Consider the following 20,566-nt stretch of genomic DNA (forward strand, 5'->3'; position numbering starts at 1 on the left):
GAGCATCCGCGCAACACGAGCGGTTTGACGAACTAGTCGAGCAGGAGAGCAGGCTCTTCGAGCACACTCGCTAGGTCAGCAACAAAGCGGCTAGCGACATCCCCGTCAACGATGCGGTGGTCGAAACTCGCACTCACAGTGGTGACATAGCGGGCGCGCACTTCACCATCGACAACCCACGGCTTTTGCTTGATCGAACCGAGCGCCACAATCGCGGCCTCACCCGGGTTGATGATTGGCGTACCCGTGTCCATGCCATAGGAACCGATGTTGGTGATCGTGATCGTTCCATTCGACATTTCGGCGGGCTGCGTCTTGCCATCGCGCGCCGTCAACGTCAACTGTTCGAGCGCCTTCGCAAGGTCGAAGAGGCTCAGGTCCTGAGCATCCTTGACGTTCGGCACGATGAGTCCGCGCGGGGTGGCTGCAGCGATACCCAAGTTCACGTAGTGGTGAACGATGATCTCTTTGTCAGTCCAACTCGAGTTCACGGTCGGGTTGCGGCGCACCGCCCAGTTCACCGCCTTCGCCATAATCAGCAGCGGGCTAACGCGTACCCCAGCAAAGTCAGGCGAGTTCTTGAGACGCTTCACGAACTCCATGGTTCGCGTGGCATCCACGTCGGTGAAGACGCTCACGTGCGGCGCCGTGAATGCGCTGTGCACCATTGCCTTAGCGATCGCCTTGCGCACACCCTTCACAGGAATGCGCTCATCGCGGTCGCCGCCCCACTCCGGAGTCTCGATGTTGCGGAAGACACTCGCCTGCGAAGCATGACGAATCACATCCTCGCGCGTGGTTTCACCGGCAAGACCTGTGGCGTCGACCTCCGAGAGCTCAACCCCCAGATCCTTCGCCAGCTTGCGAATGGGCGGCTTCGCGATGATCGGGCTCGCGAAAGAAGCGGGAACGGATGCCGGACGCGGCTTCGACGCAGCGGTTGCCGCCGCGTCATCCTTCGACGGCTGCGCACCCTTGCGGCGACGTGAACTTACGTGCCCGCCTGTGCCGTAACCCACGAGCACAGCGCCTGGCTTGTCGTCTTCGTTGGCAATCGTGGATGCCGTGTCAGCGACAGCAGCGGCAGTGTCATCAACCGAACTGCTCTCAGAGCCGACATCGGACATCATCCCGTGGCTCTCATCTTCGCCAGAACCGGGGGCGGTGAGCTCAACCGAACCACCGACGGACTGAACGCTGATGATCGGGGTGCCGACTTCGACCGTCGCACCCTCCTCGACGAGCAACTTCTGCACCGTGCCCGCAAAGGGCGATGGCAGCTCTACGAGCGACTTCGCCGTCTCGATTTCGACAAGAACCTGGTTGACCGTGATCTCATCACCGGGCGCAACCTTCCAGGAGACGATCTCGGCTTCGGTAAGCCCCTCGCCCACATCGGGGAGAGGAAATTCAGATACAGCCACAAGGGCCTCCTTCGTCAGTAGGCCAACGCCCGGTCAACAGCATCCAAGATGCGGTCAACACTGGGCAAATACACGGATTCCAGCTTGGCGGGAGGGAACGGTGTGTCATAGCCGCTCACCCGAAGCACCGGGGCCTCAAGTGAATAGAATGCGCGCTCAGATACCGTAGCGGCAACCTCGGAGCCCACACTGACATTCCCTGGTGCCTCTTGAACAACAACAACGCGACCCGTCTTTTGAGCGGATGCCACTAAAGGTTCGTAGTCGATAGGGGAGAGCGATCGAAGGTCAACGACCTCCACACTCGTTCCCTCCTCAGCGGCGATCTCTGCTGCCTGCAACAGCATTGACACAATGGCGCCGTGACCGACAAGGGTCACTTCGGTGCCTTCACGCACAACGCGACTCGCGTGAGTGGCGATGCCGCTCGACTCGCGATCGACCTCACCCTTCTGCCAGTAGCGCGACTTGGGCTCAAAGAACATAACCGGGTCATTGCTGGCAATGGCTTCCTGAATGAGCCAGTAGGCATCATGAGGGGTAGCGGGGCTCAACAGTCGAAGGCCAGCGGAATGAGCGAAGTACGCTTCCGGGCTCTCCTGGTGGTGCTCGACCGCACCAATGTGTCCGCCATAAGGAACGCGAATCACAACCGGCATCGACAGGGTGCCTTCGTGGCGGGCCGTCAGCTTTGCCAGCTGGGAGGTGATCTGATCGAAGCCCGGAAAAATGAAACCATCGAACTGAATCTCGCACACGGGGCGGAATCCGCTCATGGCAAGCCCGATCGCGGTACCGACAATGCCTGACTCCGCGAGCGGGGTGTCAATCACTCGGTTATCGCCAAACTCGGCCTGAAGCCCCTCGGTTACCCGAAAAACGCCGCCAAGCGGCCCAATGTCTTCACCCATCAGCAGCACTGTGCTGTCGGCCATCGCCGCACGCAAACCCTCATTGAGGGCCTTCGCCATTGTCATCGTCTCAGTCATTAGTGACCTTCCTCAAACGATGCCTCGAAGTCGGCGAGCGCCTGGCGCTGCGCATCCATTACGGGGTGCGGGTCGGAATACACGTGATCGAAAAGGGTTGACGTTGCCGGAACCGGCAATTCCAGAATCCGCTTGCGGATGTCTGCCGCCAAATCATCACCCTCGGTGGCGATCTCGTCAAAGAACGACTGACTCGCTCCCCGAGCACGCAGATACGCATCGAAGCGAGTGATCGGGTCACGCTGAGCCCAAAACTCGAGCTCGCTGTTATCCCGATACTTCGAGGGGTCGTCGCTCGTAGTGTGGGCGCCCATGCGGTAGGTGAGCGCCTCAATGAAGCGGGGCCCCTGACCGGAGCGTGCAGCATCCAAATTGGCGGTCGCGACAGCGAAGCTTGCAAGTACGTCGTTGCCATCGATCTGAACGCTCGGGATGCCGAACCCCTCGCCGCGCAAATAGAGCGGCGTGCGCGACTGACGTGACACCGGAACGGAAATTGCCCAGTGGTTGTTCTGCAAGAAAAACACTTGAGGCGTTTGGTAACTCGCAGCAAACACCATTGCTTCGCTGACATCGCCCTGGCTCGTTGAACCATCGCCGAAGTACACCATGACGGCGGCATCTTTGTCTGGGTTTCCAGTCGCCGTCAACCCGTGAAGATTAAGGCCCATGGCATAACCGGTGGCGTGCAACGTCTGCGAGCCAATGACCAGAGTGTAGAGATGGAAGTTGTCGTGATCCTTCGGATCCCAACCACCATGACTGAGCCCGCGGAACATCGACAAAATTGTGATCGGGTCAACGCCGCGCGTCAACGCAATGACATGTTCGCGGTAGGACGGGAAAAGGTGATCCTGTGGCTTCGCGGCAAGAGCCGAACCCACCTGAGCGGCTTCCTGACCGTGGCTCGGCACCCAGAGGGCAAGCTGACCTTGGCGCTGAAGATTCGCGGCCTCAATATCAAAGCGGCGCATCACGACCATATGACGGTGAAGCTCCTGAAGAGCGTCATCACTGAGCTTGTCTACATACGGGAGGTACTGTTCGCTGGCATCGCTGTGAACGAGCGTGCCCTCGGGAGACAGCAGCTGAACCGTCGCGGCGGTATAAGACATTCGACTAATCTAACGTGGCTCGCGCGGGTTCGTTTTCGCGAGAACTCACAACCTCTTGCGCTGCCCTTAGGAGTTTCTCCACAGATTCTTCCTCACCGACACTGATTCGGAGGCCATCACCGAGCGCACGAACGACGATTCCGTTGGTACGAAAAACCTCTGCAGCCCAATTGGTTACTGCCCCCGTCGGCAGCCAAACAAAGTTTCCGCTCGGGGCAGGCACCTTCCAGCCTTGGCCGTGCAGCCCGGCCACGATGCGATCACGAACAGCATTTATTCGTGCCACGCGCTCCAACAATTCATCTTCATGTTCGAGGGATGCGATGGCTGCCGTCTGCGCTAATTCTGTTACGGAGAGCGGAATCGCTACCGCTCGCGCCGCATCCATCACATATTCGGGGCCCACGGCGTAGCCGATTCGCAGGCCAGCAAGGCCATAGGCCTTGGAGAATGTGCGCAGCAGAACGAGGTTCGCATACTCGCCGAGGAGCGTTTCGCCGCGCACCGCTTCGGGATCGGTGACGAATTCGCGGTAGGCCTCATCAAGAACGACGAGCACGTTCTCTGGAACGGCCGCCATGAATTCACGGAACTCGGAATCGGTGACAACAGTGCTCGTAGGGTTATTGGGACTGCACACGATGACAACTCGAGTGGATGCCGTGATGGCATCGCGCATTGCCGCTAGGTCGTGTCGGTGGTCGGCTCCGTTCGCGATCTGCACGCTTGTGGCGCCGCTTGCGGAGACCAGCAGGGGGTAGGCCTCGAAGCTTCGCCACGCGTAGATGACTTCATCACCGGGGGCCGAAGCCGCGGTGATGAGTTGTGCGAGTACGGCAACGGAACCTGCGCCGACCTGCACATTTTCTGCGGTTATCCCGAAGCGGGAGGCAATGTGGGTGCGCAAGGCGTAGGCCGAGGCGTCCGGGTAGCGGTTGATGCTGTGGGTGGAGAGGGCTTCACGCACAGAGGGCAGTGGCTCGAAGGGGTTTTCGTTTGACGACAGTTTGAACGCGTCAGCTTCAGCGGGGGCACCCTGACGGTAGGGGACGATGGCCGCAATTTCTGGCCGAAGCTGCACGCGTTGTGAGGTCACTGCCCCAGCCTAGAGGCGTGAGCCCGTGTAGTTGTTGTGCTGCCGCGACATTCTTTATTCGCCGTCGCGAGCGTGGATCCGGTCGCAGGCGTTGCGGCCCAACAAATCGGGGGTGCATAGTTGAACCATGAGAATCGTTGTGCGCCTGCTGATCAATGCTCTTGCCCTGTGGCTTACGACGGTGCTTGTTGCCGGTGTTGAGCTGGTTCCCTTCGAGCCAGGCGGAACGCTTGAGGTTGTACTGACCTTCTTGATCGTTGCTGCAGTGTTCGGAATCGTGAACGGTGTTTTGGGAAACCTGATTCGAATCGTCGCTTTTCCGCTCTACGTTCTCACTCTTGGTCTTCTTGCGCTCGTAGTAAACGGGTTGCTGTTGCTTTTGGTCAGCTGGATCTCGAGCCTCTTCGGTTTCGGTCTCGTCGTCAACGGTTTCTGGTGGGGAGTCCTCGGTGCGCTTGTCTTGGGAATGATCAGCTGGTTCATCGGAATCCTGGTTCGACCCATTGTGGGCAAACAGCGCTAGCCAGCATTACCGCCGCGGTTTCCCCGTTATTGTTCCGCTATTTTTCGCCGCCTAAGGCTCTACTCGCTCATAGTGGTAGCTAGTGACGGTGGAGGTTGTCGCGCCGCGAGTAAACTCACCCAGCGCTTCGGCTGATTCTCGAATTTGGTCACTGCCCGACTGGTCCATGAGCCGAGCGGTCTCTCGATATTCGGTGACCTGATGGGCCGGAACGGGCACACCTTCCGGAAGCGCGCGTTCTCCGAACGCTTGCCGTTCTACGACGAGCGCCTGGCTATTGTCTTGTAGCCCGCCGGCAGCGACAACAAGGTCATCGGTGTGCTCTACGACAACCGCGCGCACCTCGTCAGGAATGTCAATTTGCCCCAGGTTGCCCCCAACCGTGAAGACGCCCACGGTGTTGTATTCACCAGATTCAGCGAGCCGAGCTGCGGTAGCGGCGCCTTGCGAGTGACCACTGAAAGTAACCGGGGTCTCGCTGGTGATTCCCGCTTCACGCATCGCTGCGGCCACCGCCGAGACTGCACCAGATTGCTGTCCGGCCGCGAGCGAGAGATTGCTCGTACCGTCGAGTGGCTGATCGCTATCTGAAATCGCAAACTCAACGGTGCCTGCGATATAGACCTCAAATCGATCGGGTTCTCCTGGCGTCTCAAATTTCTCAATCCGAATCTGCTCGGGATGCTCGGAGGTGGGTTGTGGGATGCGCGCGACACGCTCCTCGAAGGTCTGCGCCGCCTTGACTGGCTCAGGTTGGGTCGTGCTCTTCAACACAACAGGGGTCTCCTTCAGCACGCCAACAATTCCTCCTGCCTTCTGGATAAACCCAGCAGATGTACCCAAACCGATCAAGCCAGCCGCACTCAGAGCCGACACGACAGCGGGTGGCACACCTCCAGCGCCAGCAGTGAACTCATCAACGGTCATAACTCCGTGTCGGAGAGCACGCAAAAAAGCGGGATCGCTGATGAGTTCAGTCAGTTGTGCTGACATCCATTCCTTGTTGGCGAACTCCGGATTGGTTTTGCTGAGAAAGAAGGCAGCGATCCCTGCACCGGTAAGAAACGGGAGCAGGGGAGTCGTCAACAAGACGAGACCCGCCCACGCAGGAAAAAGGAACCCGAAGGCGGCTGCTGCATCAGCAGCCGCACGCCGAATGAGATTCTGCGCAACATTTTCACCCCAGCCGTAGGTCTCTGCCGCGATTCGCACGAGCCCGCTCATCAGCTCTGCTCGCTGAGCAAGGAGGTCGAGCGTAGTGCGCGCACAGTCGAGATCAGCTTCAGCGAAAGCAGCTGCGCTCGGGATGCCCAAGTTCTCAAGCTGCCGCGTGGTGAGCCGAGCATCCACCATGTCTATGGCACCAACAACGCTGCGAGTCATTTCTGCTGCGCGCACGAGGCCCGTCGCGCTGCTGAGCATCTCGTCAGTGGCAATCGCATGACTGCCACCGCCCGAGATGATGAGCTCATCCGACACGAGCACTCATCTGACCCAGAGCAGTCATGGTGCGCTGTTCTGCCGTCTCGATCATCGTGCACGCGCTCGCGAGATCCCGATGCAACTCCTGCACGCCGGAATCGAACACCTGCTGGGCTGGCCCACGCCAATTGATGCCGTGTTTCGGCAGCAGCGAGCGCACATAAGAGAGCCGTTCGCTAATCATGCGGAGTTGTTGAGCCTGAAACTCGAGTGCGACGCTGGCCGTCACATCCATGGGATTTGTCATCTATCGCCTTCCGATGACTCAACTGTGCTGAAACTTTCCCCTTGCTTAAGGTGTCCGCGAGAAGTCAGGAAGACCAATCCCTGAACCACCGCTGTTGGGGAGTTGAAACTGCGCGACAATGAAGCATGACCTTCGAGCGTGCACTCTCCGACTCGACGACATTCAAAGTCTGTTTTGTCTGCACCGGCAACATCTGCCGCTCCCCGATGGCAGAGGCTGTTTTCAAGGACCTAATCGCCAAGGCTGGCCTCGAAGACCGCATTGTCGTTGCCTCCGCTGGCACCGGCGATTGGCATGTTGGCGAGCCGGCCGACGACCGCACCATCAACGCCCTCGCGGCGCGCGGCTACAATGGTTCTGGGCATCGAGCCCGCCAGTTTGACCCCGAATGGTTCAACAAGCTTGACCTCATCGTTGCGTTTGATCGAGGACAAGAACGAATTCTGCGCACCTGGGCACCCAGCGACCAAGACCGGTCAAAAGTGCAGCCCATGTTGGGCTTTGATAGCGAACTCGCTCATCTCATAGACGTGCCAGACCCCTACTATTCGGATGCCGCACTCTTCGACCATGTCCTCGGCATGATCGAGAGGGCCTGCGGCTCACTATTTCGTCAGATCACGCCAGGAATCACAGCACACTCCGCCAACAACTAGGGAGCCTCATGAGCCCGTTGCCCGTTCAACCACTAAGCCCTCTTGATGGCCGCTACCGCCCTGCCGTCTCGGCGTTGGGCGAGCACCTCTCTGAAGCAGGACTGAATCGGGCCCGCGTGCACGTCGAAGTTGAGTGGCTCATCTTCCTCACCGACAAGAGCCTGTTCGGGTCGACTGCTCTTTCTGTTGAGCACACCAGCGCCTTGCGCGCGTTCGCTGCTGATTTCGGCCAAGAGCAGATCGATGAGCTTGCTCGCCTCGAAGCCACGACCCGCCACGACGTGAAGGCCGTCGAGTACCTCGTGCGCGCCAAGCTTGACGAACTCGGCCTCAACGCCATCGCCGAGCTCACCCATTTCGCCGCCACCAGCGAAGACGTCAACAACCTCTCCTACGCGCTCACCATCTCCGATGCCGTGCGCGAGGTCTGGCTGCCTAAGTTTCGTATCGTGCTCGATGCGCTTCGGGCGCAGTCCGAGCTCATGCGCGACAACGCGATGCTCGCTCACACCCACGGTCAGCCGGCGACGCCGACCACCATGGGCAAGGAGTTCGCGGTCTTTGTATACCGTCTGGAGCGCATCCTGACTCGCATTGAGGGCATCAGCTACCTCGGCAAGTTCAGCGGAGCTACCGGCACCTTTGCCGCCCACCTTGCTGCAGACCCCGAGCAGAACTGGCCGGCGCTGTCGAAGGAGTTCGTGGAGTCCCTGGGGCTCGACTGGAACCCACTGACCACACAGATCGAGTCGCACGACTGGCAAGTGGAGCTGTACCAGGCCACGAGCCACGCCAACCGTGTGCTGCACAACCTTTGCACCGACGTGTGGTCGTACATTTCGATGGGCTACTTCCGCCAGATCCCGCAGGCGGGCGCGACCGGTTCATCGACGATGCCGCACAAGATCAACCCCATCCGCTTTGAGAACGCCGAAGCAAACCTCGAGCTGTCGAGCGCGCTTCTCGAGTCGCTCGCTCAAACCCTGGTGACTTCTCGCCTGCAGCGCGACCTCACCGATTCCACGACGCAGCGCAACGTGGGTGTCGCCTACGGCCACTCGCTGCTCGCTCTCGACAACATCGAGCGCGGCCTCAAGGAGATCGCCCTCAACCCTGTTGCGCTCGATGCGGATCTCGACAGCAACTGGGAGATTCTCGGCGAGGCCATCCAGACAGTCATCCGCGCAGAGGTCACTGCTGGTCGCAGCACCATCAGCGACCCCTACGCGATCCTCAAGGAGCTCACGCGCGGCAAGCGCATCAACGCGACCGACCTCAGCGAGTTCATCGCCGGGCTCGACATTGGTGCGGATGCCAAAGCACGCCTGCAGACGCTGACTCCAGCCACCTATGTTGGGCTCGCAAGTTCGCTCGTCGACTACCTCGGTGACAGCAAGTAACTCACGCGCGCGTTCTCGTTACTCACGCACGATCTAGTAACTCGCGCGCGGCACAAGGCCGGCCTCTTCACGGAGGCTGGCTTTTGCGTTAAAGCCGCGACCGTCTCTGGACGCCACCCCCGTCCGCGCCCTTCGGAAATTCAGGAAAAGCTACTGAGGCGTGCAGCGAGATCGTGGGAATCGCGCGGAAGTCCCGCAAGCCGATTCGTTGGCGAGCCCGATTTTCCTGAATTTCCGAAGGGGGAAAGGGCAGGGGGAAACGGGGCAAAGGGGGAAACGGGGCACAGGGCAGGGCACGGAAAACGGGGCAGCGGGAATTACAGAGACAGTGCAGGGGACGCCGCCCGCGACGGCGATAACGGCAACAACGGCGGCAGGTGCGGCAGGTGCGGCCCGGTGCCGGCTAGTGCGCTGAGTCGCGGTCCTGCTCGTCGAGATCGAGCAGCTCGTCTTTGTCGGGCCGGATAGCGAGCACGAGCATCGCGATGGTCACGAGCGAGACGATGAAGGCGATTCCGGCGAAGATGAGGCCGAGCATCCATTCGCGAGTGGACATGAATACGACGAGTCCAGTAAAGATCGCAAAGATTCCAGAAAGGCCGAGCATTTCGGCTGGGCGCGTACGGTCACGCTTGTTGGGGGAATCCACCTAGTCCTCTTTCTGTTGCACGGCTGCGGTGGCCGCGATGTGATCGTTGCTGCTCCACTTGAGTGAGAGCGCAGCAATCACCAAATACACCCCAAGGATGGCCCAATAAGCTCCAAGAAGCCCGACGACCACGATGGATGCCGTCAATTCTCGATCGATGCCGTCAGGTCCCGTGTATGGCTGAGCAAATCCCGGTGGAACCAGCAGCACGACGAGTGCGAGGATCGCGGTCAGTGATCCAACGAAAACCCAGTCGCGCGATGATGCGTCGCGTCCGCGGCTTCGTAGTCCGAGGTAGAGCTCGATAAAGCCGGTGATTGCAGCAAAAGCGGTGAGCAGGAAGACGAAATACGCCTGCCCGCCTCCGGTGGCAACGAATGCGGCAATTGCGGTCATCAGCGTAACGACACCCTGAGTAATCAAGAGGGTGCGCTGGATGCCGCGGTGCGGTGACAGCACGCTGGCGGTCAGGATCACGGCGCCAGCGACGAGGGTGAAACTCGCGAGAGTAACAAGTCCCAGGCGTGCGGAGTGGTCTGCCGAAAACGTGACGGCAATAGCGACAGCAATGGCGGGAATTGCTCGGGCTAACGGCACGTACCACGCAGTGGATGCCGGCAGCGGCTCGGTGTGAGCACTAGTCAAGCGATCGCCTTCTTTCTGAACGAGCGGTTGCTTCTAGTGTAAGCCGCTTGGCGTGCCGCTACGTCGGCGCGCTCTCAGGCGCCTTGGGCTAGCGCAGCGGCAGTCGAGCCGCTATGACCCGGGCGGAAGGTCGACGAAGCGCGAGAAGTGGCCGTGGAAGCCGACGGTCACGGTGCGGGTTGGTCCGTTGCGGTGCTTGGCAATGATCAGGTCAGCTTCTCCGGCACGGGGGCTGTCTGCTTCGTACGCACTTTCGCGGTGCAGCAGGATAACCATGTCGGCGTCTTGCTCGAGCGATCCTGATTCACGAAGGTCGGAGAGGGCAGGCTTCTTGTCTGCACGCTGTTCAGGTCCACGGTTCAGCTGAGAGATAGCGATCACGGGGACTTCAAGTTCTTTCGCAAGCAGCTTGAGTGCACGCGAGAACTCGCTGACCTCTTGCTGTCGCGATTCGACTTTCTTACCGCTCGTCATGAGCTGCAGGTAGTCGATGATGACCATGCGCAGGCCGACTTTTTGTTTGAGTCGGCGGCACTTGGCACGAATCTCGACGAGAGTCATGTTGGGGCTGTCATCGATGTACAGCGGGGCATCGTTGATGCGGCCACGAGTCTGAGCGATTGTGGTCCAGTCGTTGGCGTGCACCGATCCCTTACGCATGTGCTGCAGGGGAACGCTGGCTTCTGCAGACAGCAGTCGCATAGCGATCTCACTGCGCCCCATTTCGAGCGAGAAAACAATCGACGGCAAATCATGGTGAATGGATGCTGCGCGAGCGAAGTCCAAACCAAGCGTTGACTTACCGATAGCTGGTCGCGCGGCCAAAATGATCAGCTGGCCGGGGTGCAACCCGTTGGTGAGTTCATCGAGTTCAGCGAATCCGGTGGGAACACCGATCATCTGACCGTCGCGGCCGCGGGCGGCTTCGATTTCGTCGATCGCACTCTCGACTGCGGTTGTGAGGGGCACGTAGTCTTCGGTTTCGACTCCACCGGTTACAGAGTAAATCTCCGCCTGGGCGTTGTTGACGAGGTCGAGCACTTCGCCTTCGCTGGCGTAACCCATCTGAACGATGCGGGTGCCTGCTTCAACGAGGCGGCGGAGAACAGCTTTCTCGGTGACGATGTTTGCGTAAAAGCCGGCGTTAGCCGCGGTGGGTACGACACCGGTAAGAGTGTGAAGGTACTCAACACCACCAGCTCGCGAGAGTTCACCGGTCTTGGTGAGCTCATCGGTAACGGCGATCACGTCGGTCGGTTCACCGTGCGAGTAGAGCGTCAGTACTGCGTTGAAGATCGTTTCGTGCTTGGGAACGTAGAAGTCTCCACCACGTACTGTCTCGATGACGTCGGCTACGGCATCTTTGCTGAGCAGCATTCCACCGATCGCGCTCTGTTCGGCGAGGAGGTCGTGCGGGGGAACGCGGTCGCCGCGGGAGCCGCGGGATTCGCCGGACTGACGTTCGTCACCGGCGAGGCCCAAGTGCGCAATAGACATACGTTTCCTCCTAGTGGGGCAGCCCTAGTTATACGGGTAACCCCCGACACTCGGGCAGGCTCCTCACTGGTGCCTGCTTCAAGGCTCCTTCACAATACGAAGCATGGTCAACAACCCACAACTGGGGCTGTGGATAGGGCTGTGCAGAACTCCGGCGAAACGCCGCAACTCTTGTGAGGAACCTGTGGAAACAACTGTGGAAACTCACCCCAGTATTTCGCGTAAGGCACCGCTGACCTGCTCTTTTACAATCCACACACAGTGTGTAGAAACATGTCTAAAGTCAGGCTTGAGGGTTCCGTATCTTTTCGAAATCCTGTGCATAAAGGACTTGACAAGTCGGGTTAAAACACAAGGACGACGGGCCAATTGGCCCGTCGTCCTTGCGGTAAATCAGTTACTTGCCTGCAACAACCTGAAGGGTGATCGTCGCAACGATGTCGTCACGCAGACGAATCGTAGCTTCGTGGTCGCCAACAACCTTGATGGGGCTCGTGATCTCGATCTTGCGCTTGTCGATGTCGCCAAGACCAGCAGCGGTGACAGCTTCTGCCACGTGTGAAGGCTTAACCGAACCGAACAGACGTCCACCCTGACCAGCGGTCACGGTGAGCTTGACCTTGGTCGCCTGGAGGCGAGCCTTGAGGTCCTGCGCTTCTTCGAGAGTGGCGTGCTCGCGTGAAACGCGTGCTGCCTTGATGGACTCGACCTGCTTTTCGCCACCGCGAGTCCACGCCACGGCAAAGCCCTGGGGGATGAGGTAGTTACGAGCGAAGCCGTTCTTTACGTCGACGACGTCACCGGGAGTGCCGAGACCGGTCACTTCGTGAGTGAGGATGAGCTTAGACATGTCGGTGGCTCCTTAACGGCCTGCGCCGGCGTAGGGCAGCAATGCCATCTCACGGGCGTTCTTGACGGCCGTGGCGATGAGACGCTGCTCCTGAACGGAAACACCGGTGATACGACGGGCGCGGATCTTTCCACGCTCGGAGATGAATTTACGAAGCGTAGCGACATCCTTGTAGTCGATTACGCCAACGCGAATCGACTTGGCTGGTGCGGCGTTCTTGCCGTCCTTGCCCTTGCGGATGGGCTTGCGGCGGTCGCCGCTGCTCTTTCCTGCCATGAGTGTTACTTCTTTCTGTAATTAAGGCTGAGCGTCGAGTGCCTAGAAAGGCGTCTCGTCGGAGTAGTTGCCTGGCGTGTTCCATACGTCACCAGATGCTGCGGGAGCACTTGCGGCCCACGGCTCGTCTTTCGACTGGCCTGCGCCTTGCTGTCCGCCACCGTTTTGCTGGGCGCCACGAGGGGCCGAGCTATCACGGGGTGCACGGGTTACCTGCGCCGTTGCATAACGGAGGCTGGGGCCGACTTCGTCGATCTCCAGTTCCATGCTCGTGCGCTTTTCGCCCTCTTTGGTTTCGTAGGAGCGCTGACGAAGGCGGCCCTGCGCAATAACGCGGCTGCCCTTAGTCAGGGTTCCAGCAACGTGCTCGGCGAATTCACGCCAGCACGAAGCGCGGAGAAACAGTGCTTCTCCGTCTTTCCACTCGTTCGATGCTCGATCGAAGGTGCGCGGCGTTGAGGCAATGGTGAAGTTAGCCACAGCAAGTCCACCCTGCGTGTACCGCAGTTCTGGATCTGCCGTGAGGTTACCCACGACCGTAATGACTGTCTCGCCGGCCACGACTACTCTGCTTCCGCTTCAGCCTTGGCTGCTTCGACAGGAGCCTCGGTAGGAGCAGCAGGAGCCTTGGCGTCTTCGGCAGGAGCCTTAGTCGCAGCGGCAGGAGCCTCGGTAGGAGCAGCAGGAGCCTTGGCGTCTTCGGCAGGAGCCTTAGTCGCAGCGGCAGGAGCCTTGGTTGCGGCTGCAGGAGTCTTTGCTGGAGCAGCAGCCTTGCGGGCGGCCTTCTCTTCAGCAATCTTCTTGGCAGCAGCTACCTGAGCGAACCCAGCTTCTGCACGCAGCACCTTGGTGCGCATGACAGCTTCGCTGAGTGAGAGTTGGCGGTCGAGCTCGTCTGTTGACTTGCTCTCTGCGGTGAAGTTGACGACGGCGTAGATGCCTTCGGTCTTCTTGTTGATCTCGTAGGCCAAACGACGGCGACCCCAAATATCGATGTTATCGATGGTGCCACCGTCATTACGGATGACATTGAGGAACTTGTCGAGACTGGGAGCCACGGTGCGTTCGTCGATCTCTGGATCGAGGATGACCATGAGTTCGTACTGATGCGTCACAAACCCACCTCCTTCGGACTTAAACGGTTACAGACGATCTGTAACAGGAGGGTGTTGACGTTCGTCTTTCCACCTATTGGTAGTTAGACAACCTGCCTAGTGTAGTTGCTTGGCGGGTCAATACTCAAGGCGAGAAGACTAGTGGGCGTTATTGACGCTCAGCCCACCACGCGCGCAGTCGCTTTTCTGCCTCAGGCTCACCGAGTGGCCCCTCGTCGAGTCGCAGCTCGAGCAAGAACGAATACGCCTCTCCAACCTCACGACTCGGCTTAAGTTCCAGAATGGCCATGATCTGTTCGCCGTCGAGATCGGGGCGTACTGCCGCAATTCCCTCTGCCTCAGCGATTGCCGCGATCCGATCTTCGAGGTCGTCGTAGGCAAAAGCTAAACGGTCGGCCTTCCGCACATTGCGCGTAGTGACATCCGCCCGGGTAATGATGTGCAGGCGTTCAAGCTGAGCTCCGGCATCCCGAACGTAGCGGCGCACGGCCGAATCAGTCCACGCGCCCTCGGTGTAACCGAAGAAGCGCAAGTGAAGCTCAACGAGCCGCGCTACCGAGGTGATTGTGTCCTTGTCGAAACGCAGAGCCCTCAAACGCTTCGTCGCAAGCTTTGCCCCAACAACGTCGTGATGGTGGAAGGTCACGACACCGCCGCGTTCGATTTTGCGCGTCGAAGGCTTGCCGATGTCGTGCAGTAGCGCAGCGATCCTCAGAACAAGGTCTGGGCCCTCGATTCCCGGGCGACTCTTTTCGAGGTCAATCGCTTGACGCAACACTGTCAGCGAATGCTCGTAGACATCCTTGTGGTGGGCGTGCTCATCGACCTCAAGCTTCAATGCCGGAATCTCGGGGAGCACGTGGTCAGCAATCCCCGTCTCGACCAGAAGGCGGATGCCCGGAACCGGGTCATCCGTCTTCAACAGTTTTGTGAGCTCATCACTCACCCGCTCGACGCTGACGATCTCGATCCGCGGGGCGAGCTCTGTCATCGCCCGAACAGTGTCAGGGGAGACCGTGAAACCCAGCTGCGACGTGAAACGCGCGGCTCGCATCATCCGCAGCGGATCATCGCCGAACGACACCTCAGGCGATCCAGGTGTTGTGAGGGTTTTGGTCAGCAGGTCCTCAACACCATTCCACGGGTCAACAAGAACCCGCTCAGGCAAACGCAAAGCCATCGCATTGACGCTGAAGTCCCGACGTTCGAGGTCTTTCTCCAGAGAATCACCAAAAGCGACAACCGGCTTTCTCGTTTCACCGTCATAGCTATCGGCACGATACGTCGTAATTTCGACCGTTTCCCCGTCAATGCGGGCCGCGATCGTGCCAAAGTCTCGACCGATGTCCCACTGCGCATCCGAGATCGGCTTAACGATTCGCATGATGTCGTCGGGGTTCGCATTTGTCGCAAAATCGAGGTCGCTAACAACGCGCCCCAGGAAGGCGTCCCTCACCGGTCCACCCACAAGCGCGAGTTCGAAGCCTTCAGCAGCGAATCGCGCGGCTAGGGTGGCTACGGGTTTAGAGTCGGCAAGCTTTCCGAGACTCTCAATTGCGGCGGCAACACTCTCCATGATGCGACTAGTTTCGCACGACCATTGCGAGCAATTTGCCCGATGAGTGCACAACGCACCCATCATTCAGAGAAGGACGAATAAACTCACACCATGCTGGCCAAGCGAGAGTACGGGGTAGACCCTTGCCTATAAGAGTATTCAGCGCCGCCATCGTGCTCGGCCTAGGCCTCACTCTTGCCGCGAGCGGAGCAAGTGCTACACCGAGCGCCAGTGTCGCTCCGACGTTAACGACGGCATCCGCTGCCACCGAGGTCACCGTGATCGCGCCATTGACTGTCCCCTCCGGCAGCGGTGGGCTCATCGATGCCGAAACTCTTGCCGACTACACCGACTCCTTGGGGCTGCTGACTCGGCAATTGGATGCTGTGGCAGGAAAGCCCATCGCCGTTGCCATCGATCCGATGATCTTGGTCTCCATTCGCGCGCTGGGCACTAGCGCGCCAGAGTCTGCTCGCAATTGGCTCGAGCGCCTTTCGCTCATCTCCAACGAAATTGTTCCGCTGCCCTACGCGAACTCCGACCCGACGTTGGCTACGCAGGCTGGTGAGGCGACAACGCTCGCTCCAGTGAGTTTCGATTTTGCGCTCGATCCCGCCAACTTCGCAGACGCTGACGCTCCCGCATCAACCGATAACGCAGACGCGATGGATGTCGGCGCCGACGTCATTCCGACCTATCCCACAACGGAAGAACTTCTGGCCTGGGATTATTCACTCCCCGGTTTAGTGCACCCCCGAGCAAATAGTGTCGTGACGAGTGATCTCGACGCGTTTGCCGCCAGTGGCTTCAGCACAGTCGTTCTGTCGTCAACGAATGTTGAACGAGAGGCTAGCGCTGGCTCGGTTGTCACGATCGACGGCATGACAGCCCTCATCGCCGATTCAACAGCATCTGCGGCCATGGATGATGCCCTCGGCTCCACTCTCGACCGAGATGTCACTGCGGCAGAAACAGCTCTTGCTTCTGCAGTACTCACGGCGGGCAATGCCCAGTCAGCCGCGACCGCGACTGTGCTCGTCGCGATCGATCATTCTCTTGAACTCAGTTCGGCCCGACTTGATACCGCACTAGCCAGCCTCACGGCGAGCCCATCAATCACTCTTGTTCCTCTTACCTCGCTCGCCTCAGCGACGGCGATTGCTGCAGCATCGCCCGCAACAGTCATTGATACGCCTCAGAGCGCTGAGCGCATCGGCGATGTCGGTCGTCTCCTGGCTGCTGCGGAACAGGAGAACACTTTCTTCTCCATCGCCGACGACCCTGAAGCACTGGTTGCCCAGCGTCGACTCGAACTTCTTGACGTAACGAGCGTTGTCCCGACCGAAGATCCCGCCGACTGGCTCAGTGAGGTCAGTACCTTTTTGGCCGACTCTCGAGACATCCTCTCCGCGGTTAGCGTTGTGGAATCCAGCAACTTTCTCTTCTTAGCTGACAACAGCTTCTTGCCCATCTCCGTGAACAACAACCTCAATCAGGCAGTGACCGTCTTCATTACGGTCGACCCGCGAACTGGTCTTCTCGCCGTAGGAAATGGTCGCGTCGAGCTTCACATCGAAGCAAATTCGCAAGCGAAGGGCAACATTCCTGTGCAGGCGCTGTCCAATGGTGTTGTCGACGTTGATATCAGCCTCACGAGCAGCACTGGGCTCCCCATCGGCAGCAATACCGTCAGCGAAGTCAATGTTCAGGCTGGGTGGGAAACGCCCATTGTTTTGGCCTTCGCTGCACTCGTGGTGGTGGTCTTCGGAGTCGGATTCGTTCGGAGTATCGTGCGCCGCAGAAAGCCCGTAGATGACTAATCCGAGAGAACCCGAAACTCAACCGGGTCCGGGGGTGCCCACTGCCGCAACGGCGCTTCCCGCCCAGAAAGCGTCAACAATCGGCCGTGCGAGTGCTCTGCTTGCGTCGGGCACCTTTGTTTCGCGCATCCTTGGCTTCCTCAGCGCTCTCGTTCTTGCCCGCACTCTTGGCTTGTTCGGGTCCGGTGACGCCTACGCGATCGCCAATCAGTTGCCCAAGAGCATCTATGCGATCGTCGCCGGGGGAATGCTTAGTGCGGTCATTGTGCCGCAGATTGTCAGAGCGGCGCTTCACAAAGATGGTGGCCAAAAATTCATTAATCGCCTGGTGACTCTCGGCGTAGTCGTCTTTCTGGTGATCACCGCCATTGCGACTGTCAGTGCCCCATGGCTCGTTCAGGTGTACGCACAGTCGAGCGACAAATTCGGCCCGCCAGAGTTTGCTCTCGCTACCGCCTTCGCCTACTGGTGCCTGCCGCAGATTCTGTTCTACGCGCTCTATTCACTTTTGGGCGAGGTGCTCAATGCCCGCGGCAAGTTCGGACCATTTACCTGGGCTCCCGTCGCGAACAACGTCGTAATGCTTTCCGGTCTGATCGTGTTCCAGTTGCTTTTCGGCACTGTTTCCGGCGTGCCGCCAGCGGACTGGACCGATCAGATGGTCGCAGTCCTCGCTGGGAGCGCCACTCTTGGGGTTGCCGTTCAGGCAGCTCTCTTGGCGTATTTCTGGCACCGGGCCGGTCTTCGGTATCGCCCAGAATTCCGCTGGCGCGGGGTAGGTCTCGGCGCAGCAGGAAAAGCGGCAGCGTGGACCTTCGGCATGATCCTGGTCACACAGATAGGTGGTGTGATCGGTACGCGCGTTGCGACGATTGCGTCTGGTGGGGCATCCGTCTTCCTCATCACCACCGCGTGGCTCATTTTCATGCTCCCGCACTCGGTGATTGCGGTATCGATCGGTATGGCCTACTTCACCCGGATGAGCGGCCACGCGCGTGACGGAGATCTCGCGTCAATGCGCGACGATGTTTCTTCATCTCTGCGGTCGATCCTGATGCTGCTCATGTTTGCGGCGATCGGCCTGATGGTGATTGCGTTCCCCTTCAGCGCACTATTCGCCACTAGTTACGACCAGACACTATCGCTGGCCTTCGTGCTCATCCTTTACCTTGTCGGCCTAGTCCCGTTTAGCGTTATGTACGTATTGCAGCGGGTCTTCTATGCGTTCGAAGACACTCGTACCCCGTTCATCCTGCAGAGTCTCCAGGTGGTGCTGTATGTCTGTGGAGCGCTTGTCGTCTCGACGTTCCCCGTTGATCGCATCGCCATGGGATTGGCGGCGATGATTAGCATTGCCGGCACGATTCAAACCGTTATTGCCCTTATCGTTCTGCGCAAGAGAGTTCCCGGGTTTGTCATTCTTCCGCTCATCTTGCGTGCGTTGTGGTTCTTTGCGGCAATGCTGCCTGCAGCCGCCGCCGGCTTCGGAATTCTGATGCTTCTTGGCGGATTTGGCGAAGATTCCTTTGTTGTTTCCGGTTTTGCTGGTGGCTTTGCTTCCATCGCGCTGGCAGGTACCGGAATGCTGGTCATCTATGCGGCAACTCTCGCGCTCACCAAGAATGACGAGTTCTTCGCTTTCGCCAAGCCCATCGCATCGCGTTTGCGCCGCCGGTAGCCTTCGCTCGATACCCTCGCGGTTTACCCGAAAGGGAACTCACAATGACAGGGCTGCTAACAATCTGTAGCTAGCCCCGCATGCCCCAGCCGCTTGGAATACTCCATAGCTAGGATGTGTTGAACCGGGTAATAACGATCCCAAGGAGACACGAAAAAGTGCGTCAACTCATCATCATCGGATCCGGCCCCGCCGGTTACACCGCTGCGATCTATGCTGCCCGCGCAAATCTCGCGCCGCTGGTGATTGCTAGCTCGGTAGAGGCTGGTGGCGAGCTTATGAAGACCACCGAAATCGAAAACTATCCTGGTTTTGCTGAAGGAATTCAGGGCCCAGACCTCATGCTCGAAATGCAGAAGCAGGCTGAGCGGTTCGGCGCTGAGATCGTTCTCGATGACGTCACTGACCTGCAGCTCGATGGACAGGTCAAGAAGGTCACTCTCGGCAACGGCGACGTGCACGAAGCTCTCGCGGTAGTTTTCGCAACGGGTTCTGCTTACCGCAAGCTTGGACTTCCTGACGAAGAGCGCTTGAGCGGCTACGGCGTCTCATGGTGCGCGACCTGCGATGGTTTCTTCTTCCGCAAAAAGACGATCGCTGTCGTCGGCGGCGGCGATTCGGCGATGGAAGAGGCAACGTTCCTCACGAAGTTTGCTGACAAGGTTTATGTGATTCACCGTAAGGACGAACTGCGTGCGTCCAAGGCAATGCAGGAGCGTGCATTCAGCGATCCCAAGATTGAATTCGTCTGGAACAAGGCTGTAACCGGCATTACCGGTTCCGACCTCGTTGACGGTATCGATCTCACAGACACCGTTGATGGCAGCACGTCACACCTCGACGTCAGCGGCCTGTTCATTGCTATCGGCGCAGACCCCCGCACACACCTTGTGCACGGCCAGCTCGACATCAACGCCGACGGAACAGTGGCAGTGGATGGTCGTTCCTCACGCACGAACATCACCGGAGTATTTGCCGCCGGCGACGTTATCGACCCCACTTACCGCCAAGCAGTAACGGCCGCCGGCTCCGGCACCGTTGCAGCCCTCGATGCGGAGCACTACCTCGCATCACTGCCGCGCGAACTTGTCGCCGGCGCAGTCCAGCCCAAGGAGCAAGAAGCTCCCGAAGCCGCCGGCGTACCCACGCTGGCTTAGTCGCTCACCGCAGACATCCCAACGAACAAAGGAACCTTTAATGTCTTCAGCAACAGAAGTAACCGACGCCAACTTTGAAGAGCTCGTCCTCAACTCAGAGGACACCATCATGGTGGATTTCTGGGCCGAATGGTGCGGCCCATGTCGCCAGGTTGGTCCGATCCTCGACCAGATCGCCAGCGAGCACTCCGACAAGATCAAGATCGTCAAGCTCAACGTCGACGACAACCCCCAGATGGCGATGAAGTACCAGATCACATCTATCCCCGCCATGAAGGTCTTCCGCGGTGGAGAGGTTGTCAAGACCGTCATCGGCGCAAAGCCGAAGCCAGCGCTTGAGTCTGACCTCGCAGAGTTCTTGGCCTAAAGGAACTTCGTAGTCGAAGGCC

At 59.1% G+C, this 20,566-nt stretch carries 20 protein-coding genes and 1 pseudogene; 7 read left to right on the top strand and 14 right to left on the bottom strand.

All coding sequences use genetic code 11. The annotated features are described in order from the left end of the window. Window positions 1-32: 32 nt before the first annotated feature. The 4 genes from AC061P_RS13890 to AC061P_RS13905 are packed head-to-tail and all read right to left on the bottom strand — an operon-like array spanning window position 33 to window position 4,624. Entirely contained in the window at window positions 33-1,424 is a 1,392-nt protein-coding gene (locus tag AC061P_RS13890; protein ID WP_480391491.1) for a dihydrolipoamide acetyltransferase family protein, read from the bottom strand. Between the two features lie 14 nt (window positions 1,425-1,438). Beyond that, window positions 1,439-2,413, bottom strand: a complete 975-nt coding sequence (locus AC061P_RS13895) for an alpha-ketoacid dehydrogenase subunit beta (RefSeq protein ID WP_449647839.1) — start codon at window positions 2,411-2,413, stop codon at window positions 1,439-1,441. Beyond that, entirely contained in the window at window positions 2,413-3,528 is a 1,116-nt protein-coding gene (locus tag AC061P_RS13900) for a thiamine pyrophosphate-dependent dehydrogenase E1 component subunit alpha (protein WP_480391492.1), read from the bottom strand. The genes AC061P_RS13895 and AC061P_RS13900 overlap by 1 nt, the downstream gene beginning before the upstream one ends. Window positions 3,529-3,532: 4 nt before the next feature. Continuing rightward, window positions 3,533-4,624 (bottom strand): histidinol-phosphate transaminase, encoded by a 1,092-nt coding sequence (locus tag AC061P_RS13905; protein WP_480391493.1) that lies wholly within the window; start codon window positions 4,622-4,624, stop codon window positions 3,533-3,535. A 127-nt stretch (window positions 4,625-4,751) separates the two neighbouring features. On the opposite strand from AC061P_RS13905, the gene AC061P_RS13910 reads away from it, so the two are divergent. Beyond that, window positions 4,752-5,147 (top strand): phage holin family protein, encoded by a 396-nt coding sequence (locus tag AC061P_RS13910; RefSeq protein ID WP_449647842.1) that lies wholly within the window; start codon window positions 4,752-4,754, stop codon window positions 5,145-5,147. Window positions 5,148-5,198: 51 nt separating this feature from the next. On the opposite strand, the gene AC061P_RS13915 is transcribed toward AC061P_RS13910, so the two are convergent. Then, window positions 5,199-6,626, bottom strand: coding sequence for a hypothetical protein (locus tag AC061P_RS13915; protein ID WP_480391494.1), 1,428 nt, complete (start codon window positions 6,624-6,626; stop codon window positions 5,199-5,201). After that, complete coding sequence (locus AC061P_RS13920; RefSeq protein WP_480391495.1) at window positions 6,616-6,876, bottom strand: hypothetical protein; 261 nt, start codon at window positions 6,874-6,876, stop codon at window positions 6,616-6,618. Before AC061P_RS13920 ends, AC061P_RS13915 begins: the two co-directional genes overlap by 11 nt. Window positions 6,877-7,001: 125 nt before the next feature. Between AC061P_RS13920 and AC061P_RS13925 the strand changes: the two genes are divergently transcribed. Both AC061P_RS13925 and purB read left to right on the top strand, forming a co-directional pair. Further along, on the top strand, window positions 7,002-7,532 hold the full coding sequence (locus AC061P_RS13925) for a low molecular weight protein-tyrosine-phosphatase (protein ID WP_480391496.1): 531 nt from the start codon (window positions 7,002-7,004) through the stop codon (window positions 7,530-7,532). Between the two features lie 8 nt (window positions 7,533-7,540). After that, window positions 7,541-8,932 (top strand): adenylosuccinate lyase, encoded by a 1,392-nt coding sequence (gene purB, locus AC061P_RS13930; RefSeq protein ID WP_449647846.1) that lies wholly within the window; start codon window positions 7,541-7,543, stop codon window positions 8,930-8,932. A 403-nt stretch (window positions 8,933-9,335) separates the two neighbouring features. Here the strand turns inward: purB and AC061P_RS13935 are convergent, their stop codons facing one another. The 8 genes and pseudogenes from AC061P_RS13935 to AC061P_RS13970 form a co-directional block, all read right to left on the bottom strand. Then, window positions 9,336-9,581 (bottom strand): hypothetical protein, encoded by a 246-nt coding sequence (locus AC061P_RS13935; RefSeq protein WP_480391497.1) that lies wholly within the window; start codon window positions 9,579-9,581, stop codon window positions 9,336-9,338. Then, window positions 9,582-10,226: a hypothetical protein gene (locus AC061P_RS13940; RefSeq protein WP_480391498.1), complete on the bottom strand. Its 645-nt coding sequence runs from the start codon at window positions 10,224-10,226 to the stop codon at window positions 9,582-9,584. A gap of 111 nt (window positions 10,227-10,337) precedes the next feature. After that, complete coding sequence (gene dnaB / locus AC061P_RS13945) at window positions 10,338-11,723, bottom strand: replicative DNA helicase (RefSeq protein ID WP_449647849.1); 1,386 nt, start codon at window positions 11,721-11,723, stop codon at window positions 10,338-10,340. A 397-nt stretch (window positions 11,724-12,120) separates the two neighbouring features. After that, a complete protein-coding gene (gene rplI, locus AC061P_RS13950) occupies window positions 12,121-12,573 on the bottom strand; it encodes a 50S ribosomal protein L9 (protein ID WP_449647850.1) in 453 nt (150 codons plus the stop codon). Between the two features lie 12 nt (window positions 12,574-12,585). Then, entirely contained in the window at window positions 12,586-12,849 is a 264-nt protein-coding gene (rpsR, locus tag AC061P_RS13955) for a 30S ribosomal protein S18 (RefSeq protein WP_009773575.1), read from the bottom strand. Between the two features lie 42 nt (window positions 12,850-12,891). Continuing rightward, window positions 12,892-13,410, bottom strand: coding sequence for a single-stranded DNA-binding protein (locus tag AC061P_RS13960; RefSeq protein WP_449647851.1), 519 nt, complete (start codon window positions 13,408-13,410; stop codon window positions 12,892-12,894). 191 nt (window positions 13,411-13,601) lie between these two features. Further along, window positions 13,602-13,943: pseudogene (rpsF, locus tag AC061P_RS13965) on the bottom strand (30S ribosomal protein S6); the annotation flags it as partial. Window positions 13,944-14,112: 169 nt separating this feature from the next. Then, on the bottom strand, window positions 14,113-15,540 hold the full coding sequence (locus AC061P_RS13970) for a CCA tRNA nucleotidyltransferase (RefSeq protein ID WP_480391499.1): 1,428 nt from the start codon (window positions 15,538-15,540) through the stop codon (window positions 14,113-14,115). A 125-nt stretch (window positions 15,541-15,665) separates the two neighbouring features. On the opposite strand from AC061P_RS13970, the gene AC061P_RS13975 reads away from it, so the two are divergent. From AC061P_RS13975 to trxA, 4 genes are all read left to right on the top strand, one after another. After that, on the top strand, window positions 15,666-17,342 hold the full coding sequence (locus AC061P_RS13975) for a DUF6049 family protein (protein WP_449647853.1): 1,677 nt from the start codon (window positions 15,666-15,668) through the stop codon (window positions 17,340-17,342). Continuing rightward, window positions 17,335-19,020: a murein biosynthesis integral membrane protein MurJ gene (murJ, locus tag AC061P_RS13980; protein ID WP_449647854.1), complete on the top strand. Its 1,686-nt coding sequence runs from the start codon at window positions 17,335-17,337 to the stop codon at window positions 19,018-19,020. The genes AC061P_RS13975 and murJ overlap by 8 nt, the downstream gene beginning before the upstream one ends. A gap of 158 nt (window positions 19,021-19,178) precedes the next feature. After that, the gene (trxB, locus tag AC061P_RS13985; RefSeq protein WP_449647855.1) at window positions 19,179-20,177 is read left to right on the top strand and encodes a thioredoxin-disulfide reductase; all 999 of its coding nucleotides are present in this window, start codon (window positions 19,179-19,181) and stop codon (window positions 20,175-20,177) included. A 40-nt stretch (window positions 20,178-20,217) separates the two neighbouring features. After that, window positions 20,218-20,544 (top strand): thioredoxin, encoded by a 327-nt coding sequence (gene trxA, locus AC061P_RS13990; protein ID WP_449647856.1) that lies wholly within the window; start codon window positions 20,218-20,220, stop codon window positions 20,542-20,544. The last annotated feature ends 22 nt before the right edge of the window (window positions 20,545-20,566 follow it).

It is taken from the genome of Rhodoglobus sp. G.S.4, assembly GCF_056619605.1.

What these genes read in the sequence shown, in the direction of transcription:
- AC061P_RS13895 (WP_449647839.1), bottom strand. Translation starts at nt 2,413, where the DNA reads ATGACTGAGACGATGACAATGGCGAAGGCCCTCAATGAGGGTTTGCGT.
- AC061P_RS13900 (WP_480391492.1), bottom strand. Translation starts at nt 3,528, where the DNA reads ATGTCTTATACCGCCGCGACGGTTCAGCTGCTGTCTCCCGAGGGCACG.
- AC061P_RS13910 (WP_449647842.1), top strand. Translation starts at nt 4,752, where the DNA reads ATGAGAATCGTTGTGCGCCTGCTGATCAATGCTCTTGCCCTGTGGCTT.
- AC061P_RS13920 (WP_480391495.1), bottom strand. Translation starts at nt 6,876, where the DNA reads ATGACAAATCCCATGGATGTGACGGCCAGCGTCGCACTCGAGTTTCAG.
- AC061P_RS13925 (WP_480391496.1), top strand. Translation starts at nt 7,002, where the DNA reads ATGACCTTCGAGCGTGCACTCTCCGACTCGACGACATTCAAAGTCTGT.
- purB (WP_449647846.1), top strand. Translation starts at nt 7,541, where the DNA reads ATGAGCCCGTTGCCCGTTCAACCACTAAGCCCTCTTGATGGCCGCTAC.
- dnaB (WP_449647849.1), bottom strand. Translation starts at nt 11,723, where the DNA reads ATGTCTATTGCGCACTTGGGCCTCGCCGGTGACGAACGTCAGTCCGGC.
- rplI (WP_449647850.1), bottom strand. Translation starts at nt 12,573, where the DNA reads ATGTCTAAGCTCATCCTCACTCACGAAGTGACCGGTCTCGGCACTCCC.
- rpsR (WP_009773575.1), bottom strand. Translation starts at nt 12,849, where the DNA reads ATGGCAGGAAAGAGCAGCGGCGACCGCCGCAAGCCCATCCGCAAGGGC.
- AC061P_RS13970 (WP_480391499.1), bottom strand. Translation starts at nt 15,540, where the DNA reads ATGGAGAGTGTTGCCGCCGCAATTGAGAGTCTCGGAAAGCTTGCCGAC.
- murJ (WP_449647854.1), top strand. Translation starts at nt 17,335, where the DNA reads ATGACTAATCCGAGAGAACCCGAAACTCAACCGGGTCCGGGGGTGCCC.
- trxA (WP_449647856.1), top strand. Translation starts at nt 20,218, where the DNA reads ATGTCTTCAGCAACAGAAGTAACCGACGCCAACTTTGAAGAGCTCGTC.